The sequence below is a fragment of the Niallia sp. M35 genome (assembly GCF_050971705.1).
GTDB lineage: Bacteria > Bacillota > Bacilli > Bacillales > Cytobacillaceae > Niallia > Niallia circulans_A.
In genome coordinates, this window is record NZ_JBPCEP010000010.1 from 100,409 (window position 1) to 121,756 (window position 21,348).

The window sequence follows — 21,348 nt, forward strand, 5'->3', positions numbered from 1 at the left end:
GAGAATATGAAAGCCGCTCAAATACAAAAGTACTCGAAAAACATTGAAGCCCAGATTGTTGATATCCCTATACCAACTATTAAAGATAATGAAGTATTGGTAAAGGTAAAAGTTGCTGCAATAAATCCACTTGAAATTTTAAATATTACAGGAAGTGTAAAGTTAATTCAAGACTATGATATGCCCCTTGTATTAGGAAATGAACTAACAGGGATTGTTGAAAAAGTAGGTAATCATGTATCTGGTTTTAACGTGGGAGATTCTATTTATACAAGACTCCCTATTGAAAAAATTGGAGCATTTGCAGAATATGTTGCAGTTGATGCCAAAGCCATTTGGCACTTGCCTAAAAATTTAGATTTGGTAACTGGAGCTGGTGCCCCATTAACTGGCCTGACGGCATATCAAGGTTTAGTAGAAGAGTTAGAAGCCAAAAAGGGACAAACCGTGTTTATTCCAGGAGGATCAGGAAGTTTTGGTCAAATGGCTGTACCTATAGCCAAAGCAATGGGATTAAAGGTGATTGTTTCCGGTAGTCCCTCTGCGAAAGAGAGAACGTTGATTGCTGGTGCTGATCAATATATTGATTATACAAAGGAAAATTATTGGGAAATACTAGAGGAAGTTGATTTTGTAATGGATACTCTAGGTGCTGATGAATTCGAACGCGAGTTATCCATTATTAAGCCTGGTGGTCGGTTACTGAGTCTTCGTACTGGACCAAATAAACAGTTTGCAATAGATAAAGGTTTGCCTAAATGGAAGCAAATTATTTTTGGATTAGTTGGCTCGAAATTTGATAAAAAAGCAAAGAAAAAAGGTGTTCAATATCGATTCATTTTCGTTAGGGCTGACGGAAAACAATTAGAAAAAATTACAAAAATCATTGAAGAAAATAATATTGTTCCTGCCATTGATCCTACCAATTTTACAATTGATGACATTAATGCTGCACTAAAATTAGTGGCAAATGGACATCCAAAAGGAAAAGTTGTTATCAAACTCTAAAAAGGTATGGAGGAGGAAAAGTAGCAATGTCAGTTCATTATTCATATACTGACGCACCTAACTTATTCATTCAGCATGAGAATGGTAAGCGGTATGCATATAGAGAATTAGGAGAAAAACAAGGAATCCCGATTATTTTATTGACACATCTTTCAGCTAATCTCGATAATTGGGATCCTAGGATTATCGACGGTCTTGCTAAAAGCCGTTGGGTCATCGCATTTGATAATATGGGGGTAGGACTTTCCGATGGTAAAGTACCAGACACTATCTTTCAAATGGCAAATGATGCAATCACATTTATTAAACTATTAGGTTTTTCTAAGATAGATTTGATAGGTTTGTCGATGGGGGGAATGATTGCTCAAGAATTAATCTTAAAGGAGCCAGGCTTAGTTAGAAAGCTGGTATTAGTTGGGACGGGACCTCGAGGTGGGAAAGGGATTACCGATGTTACGTATATTACGAATCTTGATTTAGTCCGTGCAATATTAACTTTTAAAGATATAAAGACATATCTGTTTTTCCCAAACACAAAGAATGGTAAAAAAAAGGCTAAAGAATTTCTAATACAAATAAAACAAAGGAAAAAACATCGAGATAAAACTATCAGTTTGAAAGCCTATAGAATGCAATTACGTGCAATCAATAAATGGGGTAAAGATAAGATTGCAGATTTAGCTAAAATTGTTCAGCCAACATTAATAATAAATGGAGATCATGATCGAATGGTTCCAACTGAAAATTCATATGACTTGGCAGATAGAATCCCTAATAGCCAGTTGAAAATATTTGACCATGCAGGACACGGTTCCTTATTTCAATATCCAAAAGAGTTTGTCGAAATGGTAATAACATTCTTAGGTTGATTAGTATTATTATTGGGAACCTACTTAAAAAAGCACAATTTATAGAAATAGAAATCTAAAGAATTGGGGCGTTGATCCAGAAAGGTTCAATGCTTTTTTTGTTGAGTTTTCTTTGGGCGCTTTCAAAAAGATAAACCTGTTTTAAATAGAAACTTTTTTGTGTCTAAATATTGACTCAAATCCAAAGTGTTTGTAACTGTTTTACAAGATTATATTCACTGTGTTAGTAAGATGAATTAAAGTTAAGTGTCTAACTTAATCCCCATCAGAACGGATAGGAGTTAAGGGTTGAAAATTAAGTTTTAAGTTTAGAATTTTTGTAACAATGTAAACTCTTTTAGTTCAGATAATGTTGGAAAGAATTCACTTCCTCCAGACCTCGAAACAGTAATAGAGCTGACTAGAGTAGCTACTTCCGCCGCTTTTTTTAAGCTATATCCTTCTAATAAACAGAATACAAACGCACCGATAAAGGAGTCTCCAGCTCCAGTTGCGTCTATTGCATTTACTTTATTGGCTGGTGTATAAAATGTTTCTTTTTTTGTTGCAATCACAACACCTAGAGAACCTAAAGTTAAAATAACGATATCCTTCACTTTACTTACTAGTAACTCAGCAACCTTATGAGCAGTTTTAATAGAATCTACTTGACAACCGCTCATAAACTCAGCTTCCGTTTCGTTAACAACAAGTATATTAATTGCAGATAGACTTGTCTTATTAATTTCACGTGCTGGTGCATTATTTAATACAATGTGGCAATCTGCGTCCCTTGTTTTTTCAATTATATAATCTACAATTTCGCTAGGGATTTCTTGCTGTAGCAATATATATTGACAACTAGTGATAACGTCTAACCTTCGATCAATATCTTCTTTTGTAATAAGATAGTTTGCTCCCTGTAATAAATGAACAGTAAAAAAGGAAAAACTTTGTGAAGAAATGTACTTAAACTAACGGGGGTGTTAGTTGAATAAGAAGTCTAGGAATAATCAAACTTTATTATAAAAAATCTAACAAAGTTATTAATAGAAAAACCATTTTGAACAATCTTTATTCAAAATGGTTTTTTGGCAATATTATTTATGTTTAACAAAGTCCATTACGTAGCGAATGTATTTATCATCTCTTGCAAGCCATACGCCATAATTTCGGCGCAGGAAGATTTCTCCTTGTAGGAAGGTAGAGAAGGTTTGTGGAAGCTTTGTTTTTTTATGGTTAATTGCCCACTGGTTTTTGCTCACTTGATAAAGGAAGAATACCTCATCTTGTTTGTTTTCAAATAAAGTCCCAAGCGGAGAATCTTTTTTATTGTATTCATTCTTTTTCGGATCTTCTCTTAAAGGTTCTAATGCAAAAGTATCAAGGCAATAATTTTGGTAAGCTTTATCGGTTAAGTTGCAGCCGGATGCCTTTACATGACCTCCCCCGCCGTATACGCCCGCCACTTTTGATACATCTACATGATCATGAATTGTGCGGAATCCAAGTTTTTTTCCACCAATATTAACAATTGCTATGTAATCTAAATGAGGATATTCCTTGCCAAGCTCATTCCCCAATTCAGAATGGTATTGCTCTGCATAGACAACGCCTGCATACAAACCGTCTATTTCCTTTTGGACAAGTTCACGACGTTTCCGACGGATGTAACGGTCAATTTTCTTTTCTTCCATATCTAGAATCTGTGTTTCTAGCTCATCAAAGTAGAAATGATCACTTTCCTTTAATCGTGTAACCATTTTTTCCACAAATTCATCAAATGAAATAAGATAGAAAAGTGCATTTAAACGTTGTGCTTCTAAATTATTGTTTCTTTCCCAATCCCATGTATCATATTGTCTTACCAACTCCACGAATTCTGATATTGCTGGAGAGGGAGTCATGTATTCATGTTTTACAAGGTATTCATATAATAAAGACGTGGCACTAGTCAAGGTTCCATCCTCATCTTGAACAGACACAAATCCCCATTCAAAATCATTTAAATGAAGAGCTGTTTTATGATGGTCGATCAGTTGTACCTTGCCACCTTTTTTATAATAGTCATCTAATCGAATCGTATTTTCTTCATTGACAGAAAGATCGGTAATAAAGAGAAAAGTGTCTTCCGTTTTTTGATCTAAGAACTTTTCTACTTCTTGGTTGAGAAAAGATACGGAATTATAACGCACCTCTACGTCTTCTCCGAATGCGAGTTTTGCAATAATGCCGCAGCCAACTCCATCTAGGTCATTATGCGATAATAGTTTGTACATTTTTTTCACCCCTGCCCAATAGTATAATCTAATATGAAAAAAATAGAACCGATTACGGCTAATTTCTTTTTGAAAAACACATCCTTACAAAGAAAAAAGGTGTCTCAGATAGGTTGTGCACCATATGTGAGACAGCCTTTTTGAATGGTTATTTCAATCCAATGGATACTTTTTCGCCGTCTATTTGAAGTTCTTTCATTTCTGTTATTCTTTCGAAAAGAAGCTCCTGGAGAATAACTCCTTTATGAATAAGAGAATGATATTCCATGATCGTGTGTTGGAAAGTGATTGAACAGTCGATATATAAATCAATTTTCTTATCGACTGGCAAGTTCTTTTCTTTCCGCAAATCTTGGACGGAACGAATGAGTTCTCTGATGTTCCCTTCCCTTTTTAATGCTTCTGATATGGTTGTATCAAGCATTACGGTGAAATTCTTAGAGGAGGCCTCATGATATCCCGGTAGATTTGTCTTTCTTTGGAGAAGTATTTCTTCCCCTGTTAAGGTAATACATTCTTTACTTTCTAGTTGGAAAGTTAAATATCCTTTATTTCTAAATAAATTTATCTCTTCTTCTGTTGCAGCTTGTAATTTATCTTTTATAAATTTAACACTTTTTCCTAGTTTTGGCCCTGCCTTTTTAAAATCAAGCTTTAAAGAATATTGAACATAATCTTCTTGTGAATCTATCCAGTTAATCCTTTTCACATTTAGTTCTTCTTTTATGATAGATTCAAACTGTAAAAAATCAGTATTCTGGTTACTATTGTTCGAGAAAATCAATAATGTAGCCAAAGGTTGTTTGGTTTTTATTTGAAACCGATGACGAAGACTTCTTCCAAGCTCAACCACTTCTTTTACTTTCTCCATTTGTTCTTCTAATTGCTTATTCACCCTTTCAGAGTTTTTGGAAGGAAAGTTAGTTAAATGAACGCTTTTCCCTGTTAAGGCAAGATGAATACTTTCAGATGTAAAGGGAATAAAGGAAGCTAACAACTGTGATGAATGAATTAACACACTATATAAGGTTTGAAAAGCAGAAAGTTTGTCATCTGACATTCCCCTACTCCAAAATCGCTCGCGATTTCTGCGAATATACCAATTACTTATATCATCCATTAATGCAGCGATTTTTCTGGCGGCATTGGTTAATTGATATTGTTCCATCTCCGTTTGGACAATCATCGAAGTCGTTTCTAAGCGAGAAAGAATCCAGCGATCCATAATTGGGAGGTTATTAGCTCTTGGTAAATTCGGATCAAAATGATCTATTTCAGCGTATATAGAATAGAAATGAAATAAACTTAAAAATGTATCAATAATTTTTGATTTTGCCTCTTGGACATTTTTTTCTGAGAATCTCTTTTGATTCCATGGAGCACTGTCTGCCACAAGCGCCCACCGTAGTGCATCTGCGCCATATGTTTGGATAAGCTCAACAGGGTCTAATGCATTGCCTTTGCTTTTAGACATTTTTTGTCCTTGTTCATCTAGTACATGCCCTGTTGCTACCACATTTTTATATGGTGCTTTGCCGGAATATAGGACGGAAACAGCTAACAGCGAATAAAACCATCCTCTTGTTTGATCGATTCCTTCCACAACTACATCTGCAGGGAACTGCTGTTGAAATATGCCGCTATTCTCAAATGGTGTATGATATTGGGCAAATGGCATGGAGCCACTATCAAACCATACGTCGATCACTTCTGGTGTTCGATGCATTTCCCCCCTGCATGAGGGACAAGTTAAGATTAGTTCATCTACATACGGTTTGTGCAATTCTAAATGGTCAAAAGGATTCTTCGTATATTTTTTTAGCTGTGCTATGCTTTTAGGAGCTATTTCTGTTTGGCAGCAAGTACATTGCCATACGTTTAGTGGAGTTCCCCAATAGCGGTTTCGGCTTATATTCCAATCGACTAATCCCTCAAGGAAATTTCCAAAACGGCCATCTTTTATATGCTCAGGATACCAGTTTACCTCTTGATTTTTCGCGATCAGCATTTCCTTTGCTGTGGTTGTTTTGATAAACCAGCTTTCTGTTGCGTAATACAAAAGGGGTGTGTCACAGCGCCAGCAATGAGGGTAAGAATGTTCATATTTTTCTTTATGGAATAACAGTCCCTTTTGATGAAGCATTTTGATTATCTCGACATCCGCTTTTCCATCTTTTACAAAGGTGCCTGCTAAAGGGGTAATGGCTTCTTTATATCTTCCTCTTTCATCCACCACATGGACAAAAGAAAGGTCGTTCGCTTGCACAAGATGATAATCATCTTCGCCATAAGCTGGGGCAATATGGACAATTCCAGTTCCACTGTCACTTGTGACGAAATCACCATGATGAATAGTATGACCTTTCTCCACTTGCACGTAAGAAAATGGTGCTATATAGGAAAGTCCGAGTAAGTCTTCCCCTTTTAATTGTTCGATCACTTCTCCCTCTGTACCAAATACTGCCTGTAATCTATTTTTAGCGATGATAAATACATCGTCCTCCATTTTAACCTTTACATAGTCCAAGTCTTTATGAACTGCTAATGCAACATTTGCTGGTAATGTCCACGGAGTTGTTGTCCAGCCTAGTACATATTCATTCTCCTTTGAAGCAAGCTTGAATTTGACGGTAGCACTTAAATCTTTTACATCTTTATAACCTTGAGCCACCTCATGTGAGCTTAAGGAGGTCTGACAGCTAGGGCAATATGGAGAAACACGATGCCCTTTATACAGCCAGCCCTTCTCATGAATGGTACCAAGGATATTCCAAACAGATTCAATATAATCATTACTCATGGTCATATAAGGATCATCCATATCAACCCAATAGCCTAGTTCTTTTGTAAATGTGCGCCATTGTTGTTCATAGGAGAATACGCTAGCTTTACATTGTTCAATAAAAGGAATCACGCCATACTCTTCGATTTCTTGTTTTCCGGAAATACCGAGTGCCCTTTCTACGCCTAATTCCACTGGTAGCCCGTGCGTATCCCAGCCCGCTTTGCGAATGACTTGTTTGCCGTTCATTGTTTGAAATCTGGCGATGATATCCTTGATCGTTCTACCTAACGCATGCCCGACATGTGGAAGTCCATTGGCTGTTGGCGGTCCTTCATAAAATACAAAGGGTTCTTTATTTTCGCGCTGTTCAATTGATTTTTGAAAAATTTGCTTTTCTTCCCAAAAAGCGAGAATTCTTTCTTCGCGGCCTCTGTCTGTTTCTTTTGGTGTTTCCATCCATATCCCTCCATATTAATCAGTAAACATTCCAGTATAGAAAGATATTTTCCGGAAATAAAAAACACCCGTCCCTATGTAGGGACGAGTGTATTATTTATAACCCGCGTTACCACCCAAATTCTGCTTGGCAAAAGCAAACAGCGCTTAGTCAACGTACTATCATACGTGTTCCCTTTAACGGTGGAAATCCGTCAAGACTTACTAACTGCTAGGGTTCTGCCTTGCATCTCAGAGATGATTTTTCCGGTTTGCTTTCTTTACTGGCTTCCACCATACCCAGCTCGCTAAAAGGAATACAAAACGTACTTTTTCTCTTCATCGATTTCTATGAATTGGAATGTTTTGTATAGGATAGCACTTTTAAATGGGAAACTCAAGAGACGTTAACCTAATTTAAGATAAAAAATAAAACATAGTTGGAGAAATACAGCCACAAAACTGCCATAGTATCGAGACTGGGATTTTGTTAGAATGATAGGTAGTGATTGAATAGGTTTGAAAGGGAGTAGAGACATGAAGAAAGTATTAAATATAGCCTTTTTTTATGCGATTTTAGGATTGGTTAGTGGTGTTTACTATAGAGAATTTACGAAAATGAGAGATTTTACAGGTGAGACCCAGCTCTCCGTGGTGCATACTCATTCGTTTGCTTTAGGAATGATGATCATGTTAATCGTCTATCTATTCTGTTATACAATGAAAATCCATACACTCAAAAACTTTGATGTATTCTTTTATTTTTACAATATTGGAGTGCTTTCTACTATTACGCTAATGATTATTAGAGGAACGCTGCAAGTGCTTGAGTTTGATTTATCAAGTGGGTTAGATTCTGCTATTTCGGGAATCGCGGGTCTAGGTCATATTGCCGTTACCATCGGATTAGTGCTGTTTTTTCTTTTGTTGAAAAAAAACCACCACGAAAATATTCGGACGAAGTAGACAAGAGCGTTTTTCCGAAGCTTATTGAGAGCAGCAGCTTCGGAAAAACGCTAGATTAATTTAAGAATTTGCCGGCTTGTTTAGGAGGTCATTTCTATAATGGGATAGCGCAAGTAATGGAAAAATATGATTATAGCTATGATAGTAAATATAGAATTGAGTAGGTAAGCCGATTCCTGTTGGATAAGTAATGGCATGGTTCTCCCCTTTTTCTTCTAATAAATATTGTATGCCCCTTTTTACTTCACTGCTTGCTCCTTCTCCTGCTGCGATTAAAGCATCGACAGCCCAAGCTGTTTGTGATTCCGTGCTAAACGGTAGCGGCACATACGTTAGTTTTTCACAGCTTTGACAGGATTCTCCCCATCCGCCATTTGAATGTTGAATTCTCTTCAGCCAAGTGACTGCCTTTTTGATTGTTGGATGATTTAAAGACATACCAACAGCTGTTAAACCTGTAAGGGCAGCCCATGTACCGTAAATATAACAGACCCCCCATCTGCCATACCAAGAGCCATTTTTCACTTGATTATCGATTAACCAGTCTACAGCCAGTTTTATATGAGGATGTGTATAACGCAGATGTGCAAAATTACCTAAGTATTCTAGAACTCTTCCTGTTAAGTCAGCGGTAGATGGATCTACTGCTGCATCTTTGGCGTTTTCAATAGGAACGAGTTTGAGTATTTCCCAATCCGTATTTTTTTCAAAGGCGCCCCACCCGCCATCTCTGTTTTGCATGGACAGCAAATAGTTTGTGCCCTTTAGCCAAGCTTGATGAACAGTTGGATTTTTTGCAGTAGCGGCGGTTAAGGCACGTAGAACAGCTGAGGTATCATCATTATCTGGATTATTAGTGTTGATGTCAGAAAATCCCCATCCGCCGGGTTCTGCACGAGGATTATGAACCTGCCAATCACCTTTTTTTGTATGTTGTTTTGTTAGAAGATATTTCGTTGCTTTTTTTAACGGAATAGATTCTGAAGACATGCCCGCTTGTTGTAATGTATAGCTAATTAACCCTGTATCCCAAACGGTGCTGGTAGAATTTTCTAGGTGGCTGATTTCCCCTCTTTTATCAATAAGAGAGGAGAGACCAGAAACTGCTTTGTTAATAACAGGTGAGTCTTTCTTATAGCCAAGGGCAAGCAGGGCATAGATCATAAAGAAAGTGGCACTGGCATAACTGTAAAGCGTTCCATCTTCTTCAAGTCGATCCAGCATATATTTTTCACCATATTGAAACCCTAAATGGTGAAGATAGGCTGGGAATTTGCCGATTCTTTTCATTTCTTTCCACAGGAAGGTAAGGGGTGACCGCTCATTTTCTAGGTATTCGTAAGAGGGATAAAGAGCCATATCTCTTACAAATAAATCATCTAGCTTTGCTTTTGGCTGAAGGGTAAATTTTTTATTGGATGCTATTAACATAGGAATGAAGTGAATCCGGGCATAGGCACTGAATTGGTAGAAGTTAATAGGCTGAAACGTTGGCATCAATAAAAATGTCATCGGAATGTATATCATATGGGACCATGGGTATAAACCATTGACGGAAAGCATCCATTTTATCATAAAATGAGCTTTCGCTAAACCGCCATTTTTTATAATAAATGATCTTGCCTTCTTCATCTGCTTATCGTCTTTCGTATAATGGCCAGAGTATAGAAGGGCAGTATATGCAATAATGGTTGCTGATAAATGACCATTTGGCTCATCCCGATATGCCTTCCAATACCCTTCTTTCTCCTGGGTTGTACGCAGTGTTTTAGTCAAAAGACGGATGTTTTCTTCTTCGGTTTCGATATTTAAAGCTCTAATCGTAATGATATAAAAAGCATCTGTCATTAAGCTGCCTTGAAAACGGAATCGAAAAGATCCATCTCGCTGTTGATGTTCAACAAGTTTCTTTATCCGTCTATGTTGCTCTTTTTCAACTATTTCGATAATTGTATTCAATAAAGTCACCTCAACTTTAAGATCGTATTAGTAAACTTTATGCATCAAAAGGAAAATCATATTCAGAAATATTTATATTTTCTTTTTTTAGTGGTTGAAATTGAAAAGATAGAGGACTATAATAAAACATAATTTAATGGAGCGAACATGTTGAGCAGAAGGAGTAGCCTAAGTAACTTTTTCAAAAGAGAGCAGTCGGCAGCTGAAAAGATTGTGTAAAAGCCTTTGGTGAAGACATCTGTGAGTGTTACTTTGAACATTGTATAAACAATTAGTAGGGGTAACCGGCCATCACCGTTATGATACAAGTGGTTTTTTTAAAGAACAATTTGGGTGGTACCGCGGATAATCCGTCCCTTTTATAGGGGCGGTTTTTTGTTGTTTTTTTTCTAAATTACAAGATAAGCATCATGACCGTTTTCTGCTATCGTTTTTTGTTTCAAATATACAGAGCAAGAAGATAGAGCTTTTCTTATAAGGAGGTGAGTACCATGGATGATGATGATGATAACGATATGAATCAAAAAAAATTACTGATTTTAGGAGGAACAACGATATGGAATCTTCAAAAAGGGTACTCATCTCTGAATGCGAACAGTATGTTGGAAAGGAAGTAGTATTAAAGGGCTGGGTAAAGAAAATCCGTCAGCTCGGAAAAGTTGGTTTCTTGTTATTGAGAGATCGCACGGGAACGATTCAATGTGTCCTTGAGCAAGAGCAGAATCAACTGAAGATAGAGACAGAAAGTGTTGTTCGGGTGGCTGGAGTTCTTGTTGATACGGAAAAAACAGCAAATGGAGTAGAGCTTCAAGTAAGGGAATTAACGATTCTAGCGGAAGCTGGCCCGTTGCCATTCGAAATTAATAAGAACCAAGTAAAGGTAGGATTAGATCATGTATTAAACCACCGAGTTCTATCATTAAGACATGAGGAAATAAATGCAATTTTTACGATTCAATCTATGTTTGTAAAAGGTTTTACAGAGTTCCTAACTACCGAAGGCTTTACGCGAATTTTTACACCGAAAATTGTTTCACAGGGAGCAGAAGGCGGGGCTAATGTTTTTACCTTTAACTATTTTGAGAAGCATGCTTATTTAGCGCAATCCCCTCAATTTTATAAACAAATGATGGTGGGCGCTGGGTTTGAACGAGTGTTTGAAATTGCACCTGTATATAGGGCAGAAGAGCATAATTCATCTAGACACTTAAATGAATATATTTCCCTAGATGTTGAAATCGGTTTTATTGACAACGTGGAAGAAGTAATGGAGATCGAAAGGCAGGTTCTTCAATATACTTTCCAGTATGTAAAGGAGCATTGTCCAAACCAGTTAGATTTATTAAAGGTCGAAATACCGGAATTGAATAATATACCAAAAATGACATTAGAGGAGGCACAGCAGCTATTAAAGGATAAGTATCAGAAGAGCTCTCCTGAAGGGGATTTAAATACAGAAGGAGAAAAATATATTGGAAGGTATATAAAAGATAAGTATGGAAGCGATTTTGTATTTATAACAAACTATCCAAGAACTACGAGACCAATGTATACAATGCCAAATAAAGAAAATCCAGCTTTAACTGATTCCTTTGACCTTTTATATAAAGGCAGTGAAATTACTTCAGGTGGACAGAGGATTCATTGTCAAACGGAACTGATAGAGTCTTTTAAGGAGAAAGGACTAAATCCAAGTGAGTTTACAGCCTATATCGATTCCTTCGCTTATGGAATGCCACCACACGGAGGATTTGGAATTGGCTTAGAACGTATCATCATGAAGTTTCTAAATTTAGGAAACATCCGCGAAGCAAGTGCTTTTCCAAGAGACTGTGACAGACTTATTCCTTAGAAGGAGATTGTAGAACTAGTACTAGACGTAAATAAAATTTGCTCTTTACTCGTACATTCGTTGATTGATTTGGAAATATTTTACGTCCCAAATAGAACGACATTACGAATAGGGGCAAATCTTATTTACAAGGGTAAATGAGAAAAGAAGGAGCTATTCATAAAAAATTTGGACAATTTGGTAAAGAGGGGTTTCTTTTCCTTCTAGAAAAGGTATATAAAAAGGAGCTAGATTATATATACATAATGGAGGGGGAAGCGCATGCATGATGAAGTAGAATTAGTGCTTGATGCTAAAGCAGAGCTAGGGGAAGGCCCATGCTGGGATTTCAGGAATAATCTCTTATATTGGGTAGATATTGAAGGGAAAAAAGTACATATGTATAACCATATCTCTGGTAAGCATAAACAAATTCAACTCGAACGCGAAGTATCAGCCATTATCCCTTGTAGTAAAAAAGATACGGAATTTATTGTTACATTAGATAACGGTTTTCATCTTTTAAATATAGAAACAGGACAGCTAGAATTCATGACGGATCCAGAGAAGGAATTAACACGAAATCGATTTAATGATGGCAAGTGCGATGCTAAAGGGCGATTGTGGGCAGGAACGATGAGCAGGGAGGATAAGAAAGAGGCAGCCCTTTATTGTCTCGGAAAAGATGGCAGGTGCACGGAGAAGATGAGTGATTTAACTATTTCAAATGGAATGGCATGGACAAGTGATAATAAATACTTTTACCATATTGATACACCTACCCAAATTATCACTCAATATGAATATGAATTAGAAACAGGAGAGCTAGGGAGGGCAAAACAGATTATTGATTTTTCTGAGGAAGAAGGATTTCCAGATGGCATGACGATTGATAGCGCAGGAATGCTATGGGTTGCTCATTATGGTGGAGGAAAAGTGTCGAGATGGAATCCCGATAATGGTCAAAAATTAGAGGAAATACTTTTGCCAGTCCCAAATGTGACTTCTTGTACATTCGGGGGGAAAAAGCTGGATGAATTATATATAACCACAGCACGATCTGGTTTAGATGATGAGAAGTTAAATGAGCATCCACAATCAGGAGGACTATTCAAAGTGAAGTTAGGTATAAAAGGCGTCAAGACTTACTTATATCAGAACTGAAGCTTACTAGTTTATAAGGACGATTACGTTTTAATAAGAAAAGAGAGGGCAAAAAGATATGCCACTCTCTTATTTTGTTATTTAACTACTAAAAAGGGGCATTTGGCTCTTTTTAAGCTAGTTTGACTGCTTCTTCCGTTGCTCTTAAGGAGTTTTTCGAACCATCAATTGTTAAAAGAATAGTAGAATACATCGTTTACGCCCCTTTTCTGATTTAGTGATCAGATACTTTTGCATTGGGGTTTTGAAATACAGCAAGCTTATCCACTATCTTTTGACTAGCGGAATTTAACCCTGTCATTATTACTGTATTCTGGTTTTCTTTTAACTTTAAAGCGATTTTATCAATCGCACCAACTGCAGAATCATCCCAAACATGAGAATGGGTAAAGTCAACGAAAATCTGTTTGTTGGTAATGGAAGTATCAAATGCTTTAATAAAGCTGTCAACAGATGCGAAGAATAATTGACCTTCCACTGCATAGTGCTCTTCATTCGTTCTTTCTTGCTTATGCACCTTAACATGGGAAATCTTCGCTGCGAAAAAGACCGCACTTAACAGGACCCCAGCAATGACGCCAAGGGATAAATTATCAGTTATAACGACAATAATGACTGTCACAAGCATGACTAGGGCATCTGCCTTTGGCGCTTTCACGAGATATTTGAAGGAAGACCAGTTAAAGGTGCCGATACAAACCATAATCATAATGCCGACTAATACTGGCATTGGAATCTGTACAACGAGACTGCCTAATACCATAATCAAAAACATAAGAAAGACACCGGCAACAAAGGTAGATAATCTGCCTCTTCCTCCCGATTTTACATTGATGACAGATTGACCAATCATTGCACAGCCAGCCATGCCGCCGAAGAATCCTGTCACAATATTAGCGATTCCCTGCCCTCTTGCTTCTCTATTTTTATTGCTTTCTGTATCGGTTGCATCATCTACGATAGAAGATGTTAATAAGGATTCCAGTAAGCCGACAATAGATAAAGCCAATGCATAAGGAAAAATAATCGCTAATGTTTCAAAAGAAAATGGCACATTTGGAAGAAAGAACGTTGGTAAGGACTGTGTAATTTTTCCCAAATCACCAACAGTAGCAACATTAACATTTCCAAAAATAGCAACAGCCGTTAAAATAATAATAGCAATCAGAGGTGCTGGAATTACCTTTATAAATCTTGGCAAGATATATACAATTAATAATGTGATAATAACAAATAAATAAGTTATATTTGTTACGTTAATAAGATGTGGAACTTGAGCCATAAAAATAAGGATGGCTAAAGCATTAACAAAGCCAATCATCACGGCTCTTGGAATAAACTTCATCAGCTTGGCTATTTTCAAAATGCCAAAAATGATCTGAATAATACCAGTTAGAATCGTAGCAGCAAATAAATATTCCAATCCATAATCTCTGACTAATGGTCCCATTAATAGTGCCATTGCTCCTGTAGCAGCTGAAATCATCCCAGGTCTTCCACCTGTAAACGAAATAACTACAGCCATTGTAAAGGAAGCATATAATCCGATCATCGGATCTACTCCAGCGATAATAGAAAAGGCAATTGCCTCTGGTATTAGCGCTAAGGCAACAACCATTCCTGATAAAATATCCCCGCGGATATTTGAAAACCATTCCCTTTTTATCTTTTCAATCAAATGATTCACCTCAATATTAGTCTTCTGTTTCCTAAAGGTAGTCTATCATGTTTATTCCCAAAAAGGAATATGTTTTGGGAAAGTTTTTACAAGGTCTTCATTTCTGTCTATAATAGGAAGAAGAGATAACGTTGGAGGCAATGAAGATGAAATATGGCTATATTCGCCCTACCATCGCAGATATTCACTGCGAGCAGCAGTTTAAAATACTAAAACCTATATGTGAGCAAGTGTATAAAGAAGAACACGATTCGGCAAAAAATAGAACAAAGCTATTGGAATTGTTGTCGTGTCTTTCCAAGGGAGACAAGATTGTGGTGGTGCAATTATTCGCGATTGCAGACTCGAGTAGACATCTGATGGAGATATTAGATATCCTTGAGAAGAAAGGTGCCTATTTACAGACGATTAAGGAAGAGATTGATACAGAAAGAACAAAAGAATATTCATTGTCCGAAATGCTGTCCCATTTAATAGAATTCCAGAATGAAATTATTCGCGAAAGAACCAAAAAAGGGATGGAGTATGCGAAACAGCATGGGAAAACAAGTGGCAGACCTAGAAAAGCCGATGAGAATGTAAAAAAAGCAATCGAGATGTATCAGTCAAAAAAATATACCTTGAAAGATATAAAAGAAGAAACAGGGATAAGTAAGTCTACTTTATATAGGTATTTGGAGAATTAGTTGTGAAGTTACTTTAATAGGAAAGGCGGGGATTTTACAATCTAAGAGAAAAAGCAGCAGGTTCCAGTAAACAAGGTTGGGACATAACAAAATAATTAATGGATAAAGACGAACAATCTCTAAATTAGTGGTGAAACCAATTCGTTCCATTGCGCTACAGACACTCCCTTTCCGCGGGGAGCAACCTAAGCCTCCTCGGCTTCAGAACGAGGAGGCTTGGCGCTCGCCCCATGGAAAGCGAAGTGTATTCAGTCTGCGGGTGATTACCACAAACCATTTTTCTTAAAATAAATAAAAACCCCAAACAATTATACGAATATTTTCTAATATGTACATATAATTGTTCGGGGGTATATTGGGTTGAAATACTTATGTCTCACTCTTTTTTTACTTATTTTGTTTTTAGCAACTGTTTAACCATGTTACCTAAAGAGCTTTCTCCCATAAACGGAGCCAGTTTCGCTAGGAATTCTGGAGAAAGCCTGTTAGGGTCAATGCGAGCTAGTAATCGTTCGATCGCCTTTTCCTCTAAAAAAGGTGCCAGCTCAGAAAGCTCCTTTAATTCTATGTCACCATCTACTGCTTTATCCACCAGCGTATTTAATGTTTCTTCTCCTATAAATGGGACCATCTTTTGGATGAAAGTCCAGCTTCCTCTTCCACCTGCAATCAAAATCAATTGATCAATGGTTTCTTCTTCTAAAAAGGGGGCTAATGGCAGAATCTTTTCCTCATTTAAAGGATTCTTCATTTCTTGTAAAACAAGCGCACTTAGAGCTGTGTCGCTTACGAATGGAGCCATTTCCGTAATGAACCTCCATGTTATCTTGCCTGTGCTTACTTTTAGGAGCATATCATTCAAGTATTCTTCCTCTAAGAATGGCGCTAGATCCAATAACTCCATTGGTTCAGTGGATTTATTAAGTAACTGATCAGCTATTGTGTTTAATGTATGTGCAGACACAAAAGGGGCAATACGCTGTATCAGCTTACAATCGATTGCTTTTTTCGCTGCTTCTATAACTAGTTCATCTAATGCTTCTGTTTGTAAAAAAGGAGCTAGGTGGACGATGGAATCTACATCCCAAACATTGGTATTCATCTTTTTTGATACTTTACTAAGCTGACTAGATTTAATAATAGGAGCGATATCGACAAGCTCATTTACTTGTGCGGATCCTGAATTGATTAAATGAGCAACTTCTTCTGGTTTATCCTCCGATAAATGCTGCACGATTTTTCCTAACTGTTTAGAATGATCCATTTTATCAACCCCTGCATTCATTAAGAGGTCAATAGATACATCAAATACATGTGCAATAACAGGAATGGTTGTAATATCTGGAAGGGACTCGCCTCTTTCCCATTTTGATATCGCTTGATGACTAATATTTAATTTATCTGCTAACTCTACTTGGGTAAGATCTTTTTCTTTTCTTAGTTTAGATATATAAGCACCAATTTTTCGTGAATCAATCATCGTATCATCTCCTCTATTTTTCCAGTGCGCACTGTCTACTTCGATACTAGCATACATATCGAAGTGTGCCTATCAACGGTTGGTTGAATGTTCGAAAAATAACGATTCTACTGGTAGTAGAATTAGCTGTTTGCAATTATAGATGATGGATCTGTCTTTCCGAGATACATAACAAAAATTAATACCTATTTAGAAACTAAAAAAGTCCACAACGAGTATCAAAACTCCTTGTGGACTATTAAAATCTTATACTAGTACGCCTTCTTTATATTCTTTTGTTAAGGTTGGCCAGTATTCTTTATTTGCTTCAATTAAATCATCAAGGACTGCTTTAGCTACTTTAGCTGATGGTAAAGTTTTATTTAAAGTGAAAGCCTGTAATGCCTTTTCGTAGGAGCCTTCCACAATTGCTTCAACTAAGATCTTTTCAGATGCTAATTGCTGGTCAATCATTGCTTTATAGAAGTAAGGAATATCTCCCACGAATTCAGGCTTAGGACCGTTACTTGTAATAAGTGCAGGCACTTCAATCATTGCATCAGCAGGCAGGTTTGGAATCGTGCCGTTGTTTTCTACCATAACTAAATATCTTTTTCCTAAATTTTGCGCAAGTGATACGGTTACATCTACAATAAATGTTCCGTGTACACCAACCGCGAAGGAGTCTTCTAAAATACCAGTCTCTTCATATTTCTTCACTGTTTCAAATAGAGTTTTTTCACGACCATCCATTACTTCATTCGCACGGGTATATTCTTTATTAGAAGTCTCGACAATATGATCTGGGAACAGATAGTATTGTAAATACGGGTTTGGCAGATATTCTGGAAAATGATCCATGATTAGTTTAATGTTCTTAAAGGTTTTAATCCAAGAAGAATCGGCATGACGATAGTCAATTTTAGAAATATCTTCTGTCAGTAAACCGTATTTATAGACATGCTCGCGAATCTCTGGCAATCTTTCCACACCATCCACTTTAATGCTTGTAAACCAGCCAAAGTGGTTTAAACCGAAATAGTCTACTTCTAATTCTTCTCTTTCTACTCCAAGGATTGCGGCAATATTACGCATAGTTGCTACCGGCATATCGCAAATATTTAGGACTCTTGAATTTGGTCGTAATTTGCGTACTCCTTCTGCCACAATGGATGCCGGGTTAGAGTAGTTTACAATCCATGCAGTTTCTTTCGCATATTTTTCTACATAATCGATTAATTCGATCATTGGTGCAATCGTTCTAAGTCCATAAGCTAATCCGCCAGGACCACAGGTTTCTTGTCCGACTACGTTATGGAAAAGAGGGATCTTCTCATCGAGTTCACGCATCGCATATTTTCCAACTCTCATTTGGGCAAAGACAAAGTCTACATCCTCAAATGCTGTTTGTGGATCTGTTGTATCAATGACTTTAATTTTATCTGTATATTCCTCAATAACAGCTTTAGCAGCCACAACTACTTTTGCTTGTCTTTCTCCGTCAATATCGTAGAAACGAATTTCAGATAGAGGCAGATCCTCTAGACGATCCATAAGACTACGGATAATTCCTGGTGTATAAGTGCTTCCTCCACCTGCAACTGCTAATTTAAATGTTTTCATCTTAAATACCTCCTAATTGTTGGTCAACTTGGTCTCGAACTGATTTCACATTTAAGCCATAAACAACTTGAACATTATTACCAGACTTGATAATGCCTTTTGAGCCTGTTTGTTTTAATGTTTGTTCATCTACTGCATTTGGATCTTTCAAAATTAAGCGCAATCTTGTATAGCAATTATCGACATTTTCAATATTCGCTTTTCCACCTAATGCATTGACAATAGTTGCACCTAAAGCAGAAGGGGAGCCATTTCTTGTAGTACCCGATGCTGCTGCTTCTGCATTTGCTGTCTCACTTGTTTCTGTAACTGTATCTGTATCTTCTTCGCGACCCGGTGTTTTTAAATTTAATTTAAGAATTAAGAAGCGGAAAAGTAGGAAATAGATAGCTGCCATTAATAATCCTACTAAGATAAACATTGGCCAGTTTGATTTCGTCGTACCAAGCGGCAAGTTATATAGCAGGAAGTCAATAAAGCCATTAGCGCCAATCGCATGAACATGAAAGATACTTAAGAGCATCATTCCCACACCTGAAAGTACAGCATGTAACACAAACAAGATTGGTGCTGTGAACAGAAAGGCAAATTCTAATGGCTCTGTTACTCCTAGTAAAAAGGAAGTAAAGGCTGCCGGAAGAAGAATGGCTTTTGCGATTGTTTTCTTCTTTTTATCTGCTGTTACATACATGGCTAAAGCTGCACCCATCAGGCCAAACATTTTACTTAGGCCACGAGCATCCCAGTTAACGGTACTGCTTAGTACTTTAATGCTTGAGTCTGCCATTTCAGCAAAATAGATATTTCTCGCTCCGTAGATAATTTCGTTTCCAATATGGGCTACTCCACCTAGTTCTGTATATAGGAATGGAGTATAGACTAAGTGATGAAGACCGGTCGGGATTAAGATTCTTTCTAAGAATCCATAAATAAGTAATCCAAATACTCCTAAATTTTTAATGCCGCTTGCAACAGCTGTAATGCCATCTTGTACAAATGGCCAAAATTCTGCAGCAATCGCTCCTAAAATCATGGCACTAGGAATGGCTAAAATAGCAACAAAGCGATGTCCTGAGTAAATGGCCATAACCCCTTTGAATTCTGTGTCACAGTACTTATTGTGCAAGATACCAACTAGAGCACCGAGAAGAATTCCGGAGAAAACCCCCATTTCTAATACCTGAACATTTAATACCATTGCTTGACCAGCTAGCTGCATTTCCTCTGGTGCTACTAAGCTTCCAGTCAGACTTAACACTTGATGCATGGCATTTATGAAAATAACGAAGGTAACTAGCCCAGTTAAGGCAGCATATCCTTTATCTTTTTTAGCTAAGCCAATCGGAATGCCGACAGCAAAGATTAAAGCAAGGTTTTGTAAAATCGATACAGCAGAAGAAGAAATAAATTTCCCTGTATTTTGGATATATGGATGTTCTAGAAACGGGATATATTGTGCTAAGTTTCCGTTTCCGAAAACATTTCCAAATGCGATAAATAATCCGATAATCGGTAGAATGAGAATTGGTGCGAATAAGGATTTCCCGAATAGCTGAAGACCATTTACGACCTTTTTCATCTATAAAACCTCCCTTGGTGGTAAGCGTTATCATATCTTTTAATATCCAAAGTATATAATTGAACATATAATTTTGAAAGGGATTGCAAGCATTGTGTACTATGTCTTTCAATCCTGTAACATGTTACACGTTATGAAGGAAAGGAAAATGGACGAAATAGAGAGGATGTTCTCCCAAGCATCCTCTTTTAGCCGTTATTAAGGAAAGGCTTTAGTATTCTTTAATAATTCCTCTTTTAATCGCAATAATTAAGAGTAAATCAATAAGCATAAACATATTGGATTCATAGGAGGTTACCTCAAATTCTTGTTGAGATTCAATTGTAGGATCAAGGACAGTAAAGACAATATCAGCAATTTTGGCTGTTGAACTTTTATTATTTCCGGTGAATAGTATCGTTTTTACGCCTTTATCCTTGGCAATTTTTACTTTCTCTAGCACTTTAGCTGTTTCGCCAGAACGGGAAAAAGCGATGAGTAACTTGTACTTTTGAATATTATTGAGAAAAATGGCACGACTGTCACTTGTAGTTGTATTGGAAACGTAATAACCAAATAACTCTAATTTCTTGGCAAAATAGCTAGAAAAAAGAGTGGAAAAGCCTGCGCCGTAAAAATAAATCATTTTATTTTCATTGATTTGAGATAAGAACTGTTCAATGGTTGTCTCATCTAGAGAATCGATTGTTTGTTTATAATTACGCTTAAAGGAGGATACCGCCTCTATTAATGGTTGATGAATACTATCTACATATTCCACTTCTTGATCAAGCATCTTTGTTACTTTTAAATTTAGATTGTAAATGAATTCACTATACCCACTAAAACCAAGTTTTTTACAAAGGCGGATAATGGTTGCAGTTGATACGAAGAGATTATTAGCCGCTGATCGGATACTTAACGTTTCTCCGGCTAACTTTTTCTCTATCAGAAACTGAATAATATCTTTTTCTGCTTCGGTTAAGTTTTTGTCATTAGCATAATCAAGAAAAAGCATATCTGAATTTTTCAAATCTATCATCATTCCTTGTTCTTATTTTCATCTAGT

General features: G+C 36.9%; 15 protein-coding genes and 2 other annotated features. Of the genes, 6 read left to right on the top strand and 9 right to left on the bottom strand.

Translation table 11 applies throughout. The annotated features are described in order from the left end of the window. Positions 1 to 6 precede the first annotated feature (6 nt). Together NiCM35_RS15265 and NiCM35_RS15270 are read left to right on the top strand one after the other, a co-directional pair. Entirely contained in the window at positions 7 to 1,008 is a 1,002-nt protein-coding gene (locus NiCM35_RS15265; RefSeq protein ID WP_123259826.1) for an NADP-dependent oxidoreductase, read from the top strand. Between the two features lie 26 nt (positions 1,009 to 1,034). After that, complete coding sequence (locus NiCM35_RS15270) at positions 1,035 to 1,877, top strand: alpha/beta fold hydrolase (RefSeq protein WP_433779986.1); 843 nt, start codon at positions 1,035 to 1,037, stop codon at positions 1,875 to 1,877. A gap of 308 nt (positions 1,878 to 2,185) precedes the next feature. Here the strand turns inward: NiCM35_RS15270 and NiCM35_RS15275 are convergent, their stop codons facing one another. The 3 genes from NiCM35_RS15275 to ileS form a co-directional block, all read right to left on the bottom strand. Continuing rightward, positions 2,186 to 2,704 carry a PfkB family carbohydrate kinase gene (locus NiCM35_RS15275; RefSeq protein WP_371474305.1) on the bottom strand — a complete coding sequence of 173 codons (519 nt, stop codon included), beginning with the start codon at positions 2,702 to 2,704 and terminating at the stop codon, positions 2,186 to 2,188. A 252-nt stretch (positions 2,705 to 2,956) separates the two neighbouring features. Continuing rightward, positions 2,957 to 4,135: a DHH family phosphoesterase gene (locus tag NiCM35_RS15280; RefSeq protein ID WP_123260088.1), complete on the bottom strand. Its 1,179-nt coding sequence runs from the start codon at positions 4,133 to 4,135 to the stop codon at positions 2,957 to 2,959. 148 nt (positions 4,136 to 4,283) lie between these two features. After that, on the bottom strand, positions 4,284 to 7,376 hold the full coding sequence (ileS, locus tag NiCM35_RS15285; protein ID WP_433779988.1) for an isoleucine--tRNA ligase: 3,093 nt from the start codon (positions 7,374 to 7,376) through the stop codon (positions 4,284 to 4,286). A gap of 77 nt (positions 7,377 to 7,453) precedes the next feature. Then, positions 7,454 to 7,707, bottom strand: a binding site (T-box leader). Between the two features lie 185 nt (positions 7,708 to 7,892). On the opposite strand from ileS, the gene NiCM35_RS15290 reads away from it, so the two are divergent. Next, the gene (locus NiCM35_RS15290) at positions 7,893 to 8,321 is read left to right on the top strand and encodes a DUF2871 domain-containing protein (protein ID WP_047944678.1); all 429 of its coding nucleotides are present in this window, start codon (positions 7,893 to 7,895) and stop codon (positions 8,319 to 8,321) included. 60 nt (positions 8,322 to 8,381) lie between these two features. Here NiCM35_RS15290 and shc read toward each other — a convergent pair whose 3' ends face one another. Continuing rightward, the gene (shc, locus tag NiCM35_RS15295; RefSeq protein WP_433779990.1) at positions 8,382 to 10,280 is read right to left on the bottom strand and encodes a squalene--hopene cyclase; all 1,899 of its coding nucleotides are present in this window, start codon (positions 10,278 to 10,280) and stop codon (positions 8,382 to 8,384) included. Positions 10,281 to 10,421: 141 nt separating this feature from the next. Beyond that, positions 10,422 to 10,641 (top strand) — a binding site (T-box leader). A 195-nt stretch (positions 10,642 to 10,836) separates the two neighbouring features. Between shc and aspS the strand changes: the two genes are divergently transcribed. Both aspS and NiCM35_RS15305 read left to right on the top strand, forming a co-directional pair. Further along, positions 10,837 to 12,132: an aspartate--tRNA(Asn) ligase gene (aspS, locus tag NiCM35_RS15300; RefSeq protein ID WP_095331214.1), complete on the top strand. Its 1,296-nt coding sequence runs from the start codon at positions 10,837 to 10,839 to the stop codon at positions 12,130 to 12,132. A gap of 261 nt (positions 12,133 to 12,393) precedes the next feature. Then, on the top strand, positions 12,394 to 13,275 hold the full coding sequence (locus NiCM35_RS15305; protein WP_433779992.1) for an SMP-30/gluconolactonase/LRE family protein: 882 nt from the start codon (positions 12,394 to 12,396) through the stop codon (positions 13,273 to 13,275). 214 nt (positions 13,276 to 13,489) lie between these two features. Here NiCM35_RS15305 and NiCM35_RS15310 read toward each other — a convergent pair whose 3' ends face one another. Continuing rightward, entirely contained in the window at positions 13,490 to 14,953 is a 1,464-nt protein-coding gene (locus NiCM35_RS15310; RefSeq protein ID WP_303985494.1) for a SulP family inorganic anion transporter, read from the bottom strand. 146 nt (positions 14,954 to 15,099) lie between these two features. On the opposite strand from NiCM35_RS15310, the gene NiCM35_RS15315 reads away from it, so the two are divergent. After that, complete coding sequence (locus NiCM35_RS15315) at positions 15,100 to 15,639, top strand: recombinase family protein (RefSeq protein WP_095331208.1); 540 nt, start codon at positions 15,100 to 15,102, stop codon at positions 15,637 to 15,639. Positions 15,640 to 16,030: 391 nt separating this feature from the next. Here the strand turns inward: NiCM35_RS15315 and NiCM35_RS15320 are convergent, their stop codons facing one another. From NiCM35_RS15320 to NiCM35_RS15335, 4 genes are all read right to left on the bottom strand, one after another. Continuing rightward, complete coding sequence (locus NiCM35_RS15320; protein ID WP_433779994.1) at positions 16,031 to 17,119, bottom strand: helix-turn-helix domain-containing protein; 1,089 nt, start codon at positions 17,117 to 17,119, stop codon at positions 16,031 to 16,033. A 246-nt stretch (positions 17,120 to 17,365) separates the two neighbouring features. Continuing rightward, complete coding sequence (locus tag NiCM35_RS15325; protein WP_095331191.1) at positions 17,366 to 18,721, bottom strand: 6-phospho-alpha-glucosidase; 1,356 nt, start codon at positions 18,719 to 18,721, stop codon at positions 17,366 to 17,368. Position 18,722: 1 nt separating this feature from the next. Next, positions 18,723 to 20,300: a PTS transporter subunit EIIC gene (locus tag NiCM35_RS15330; protein ID WP_123258753.1), complete on the bottom strand. Its 1,578-nt coding sequence runs from the start codon at positions 20,298 to 20,300 to the stop codon at positions 18,723 to 18,725. Between the two features lie 211 nt (positions 20,301 to 20,511). After that, positions 20,512 to 21,312, bottom strand: coding sequence for a MurR/RpiR family transcriptional regulator (locus NiCM35_RS15335; protein WP_095331187.1), 801 nt, complete (start codon positions 21,310 to 21,312; stop codon positions 20,512 to 20,514). Positions 21,313 to 21,348: the final 36 nt, after the last annotated feature.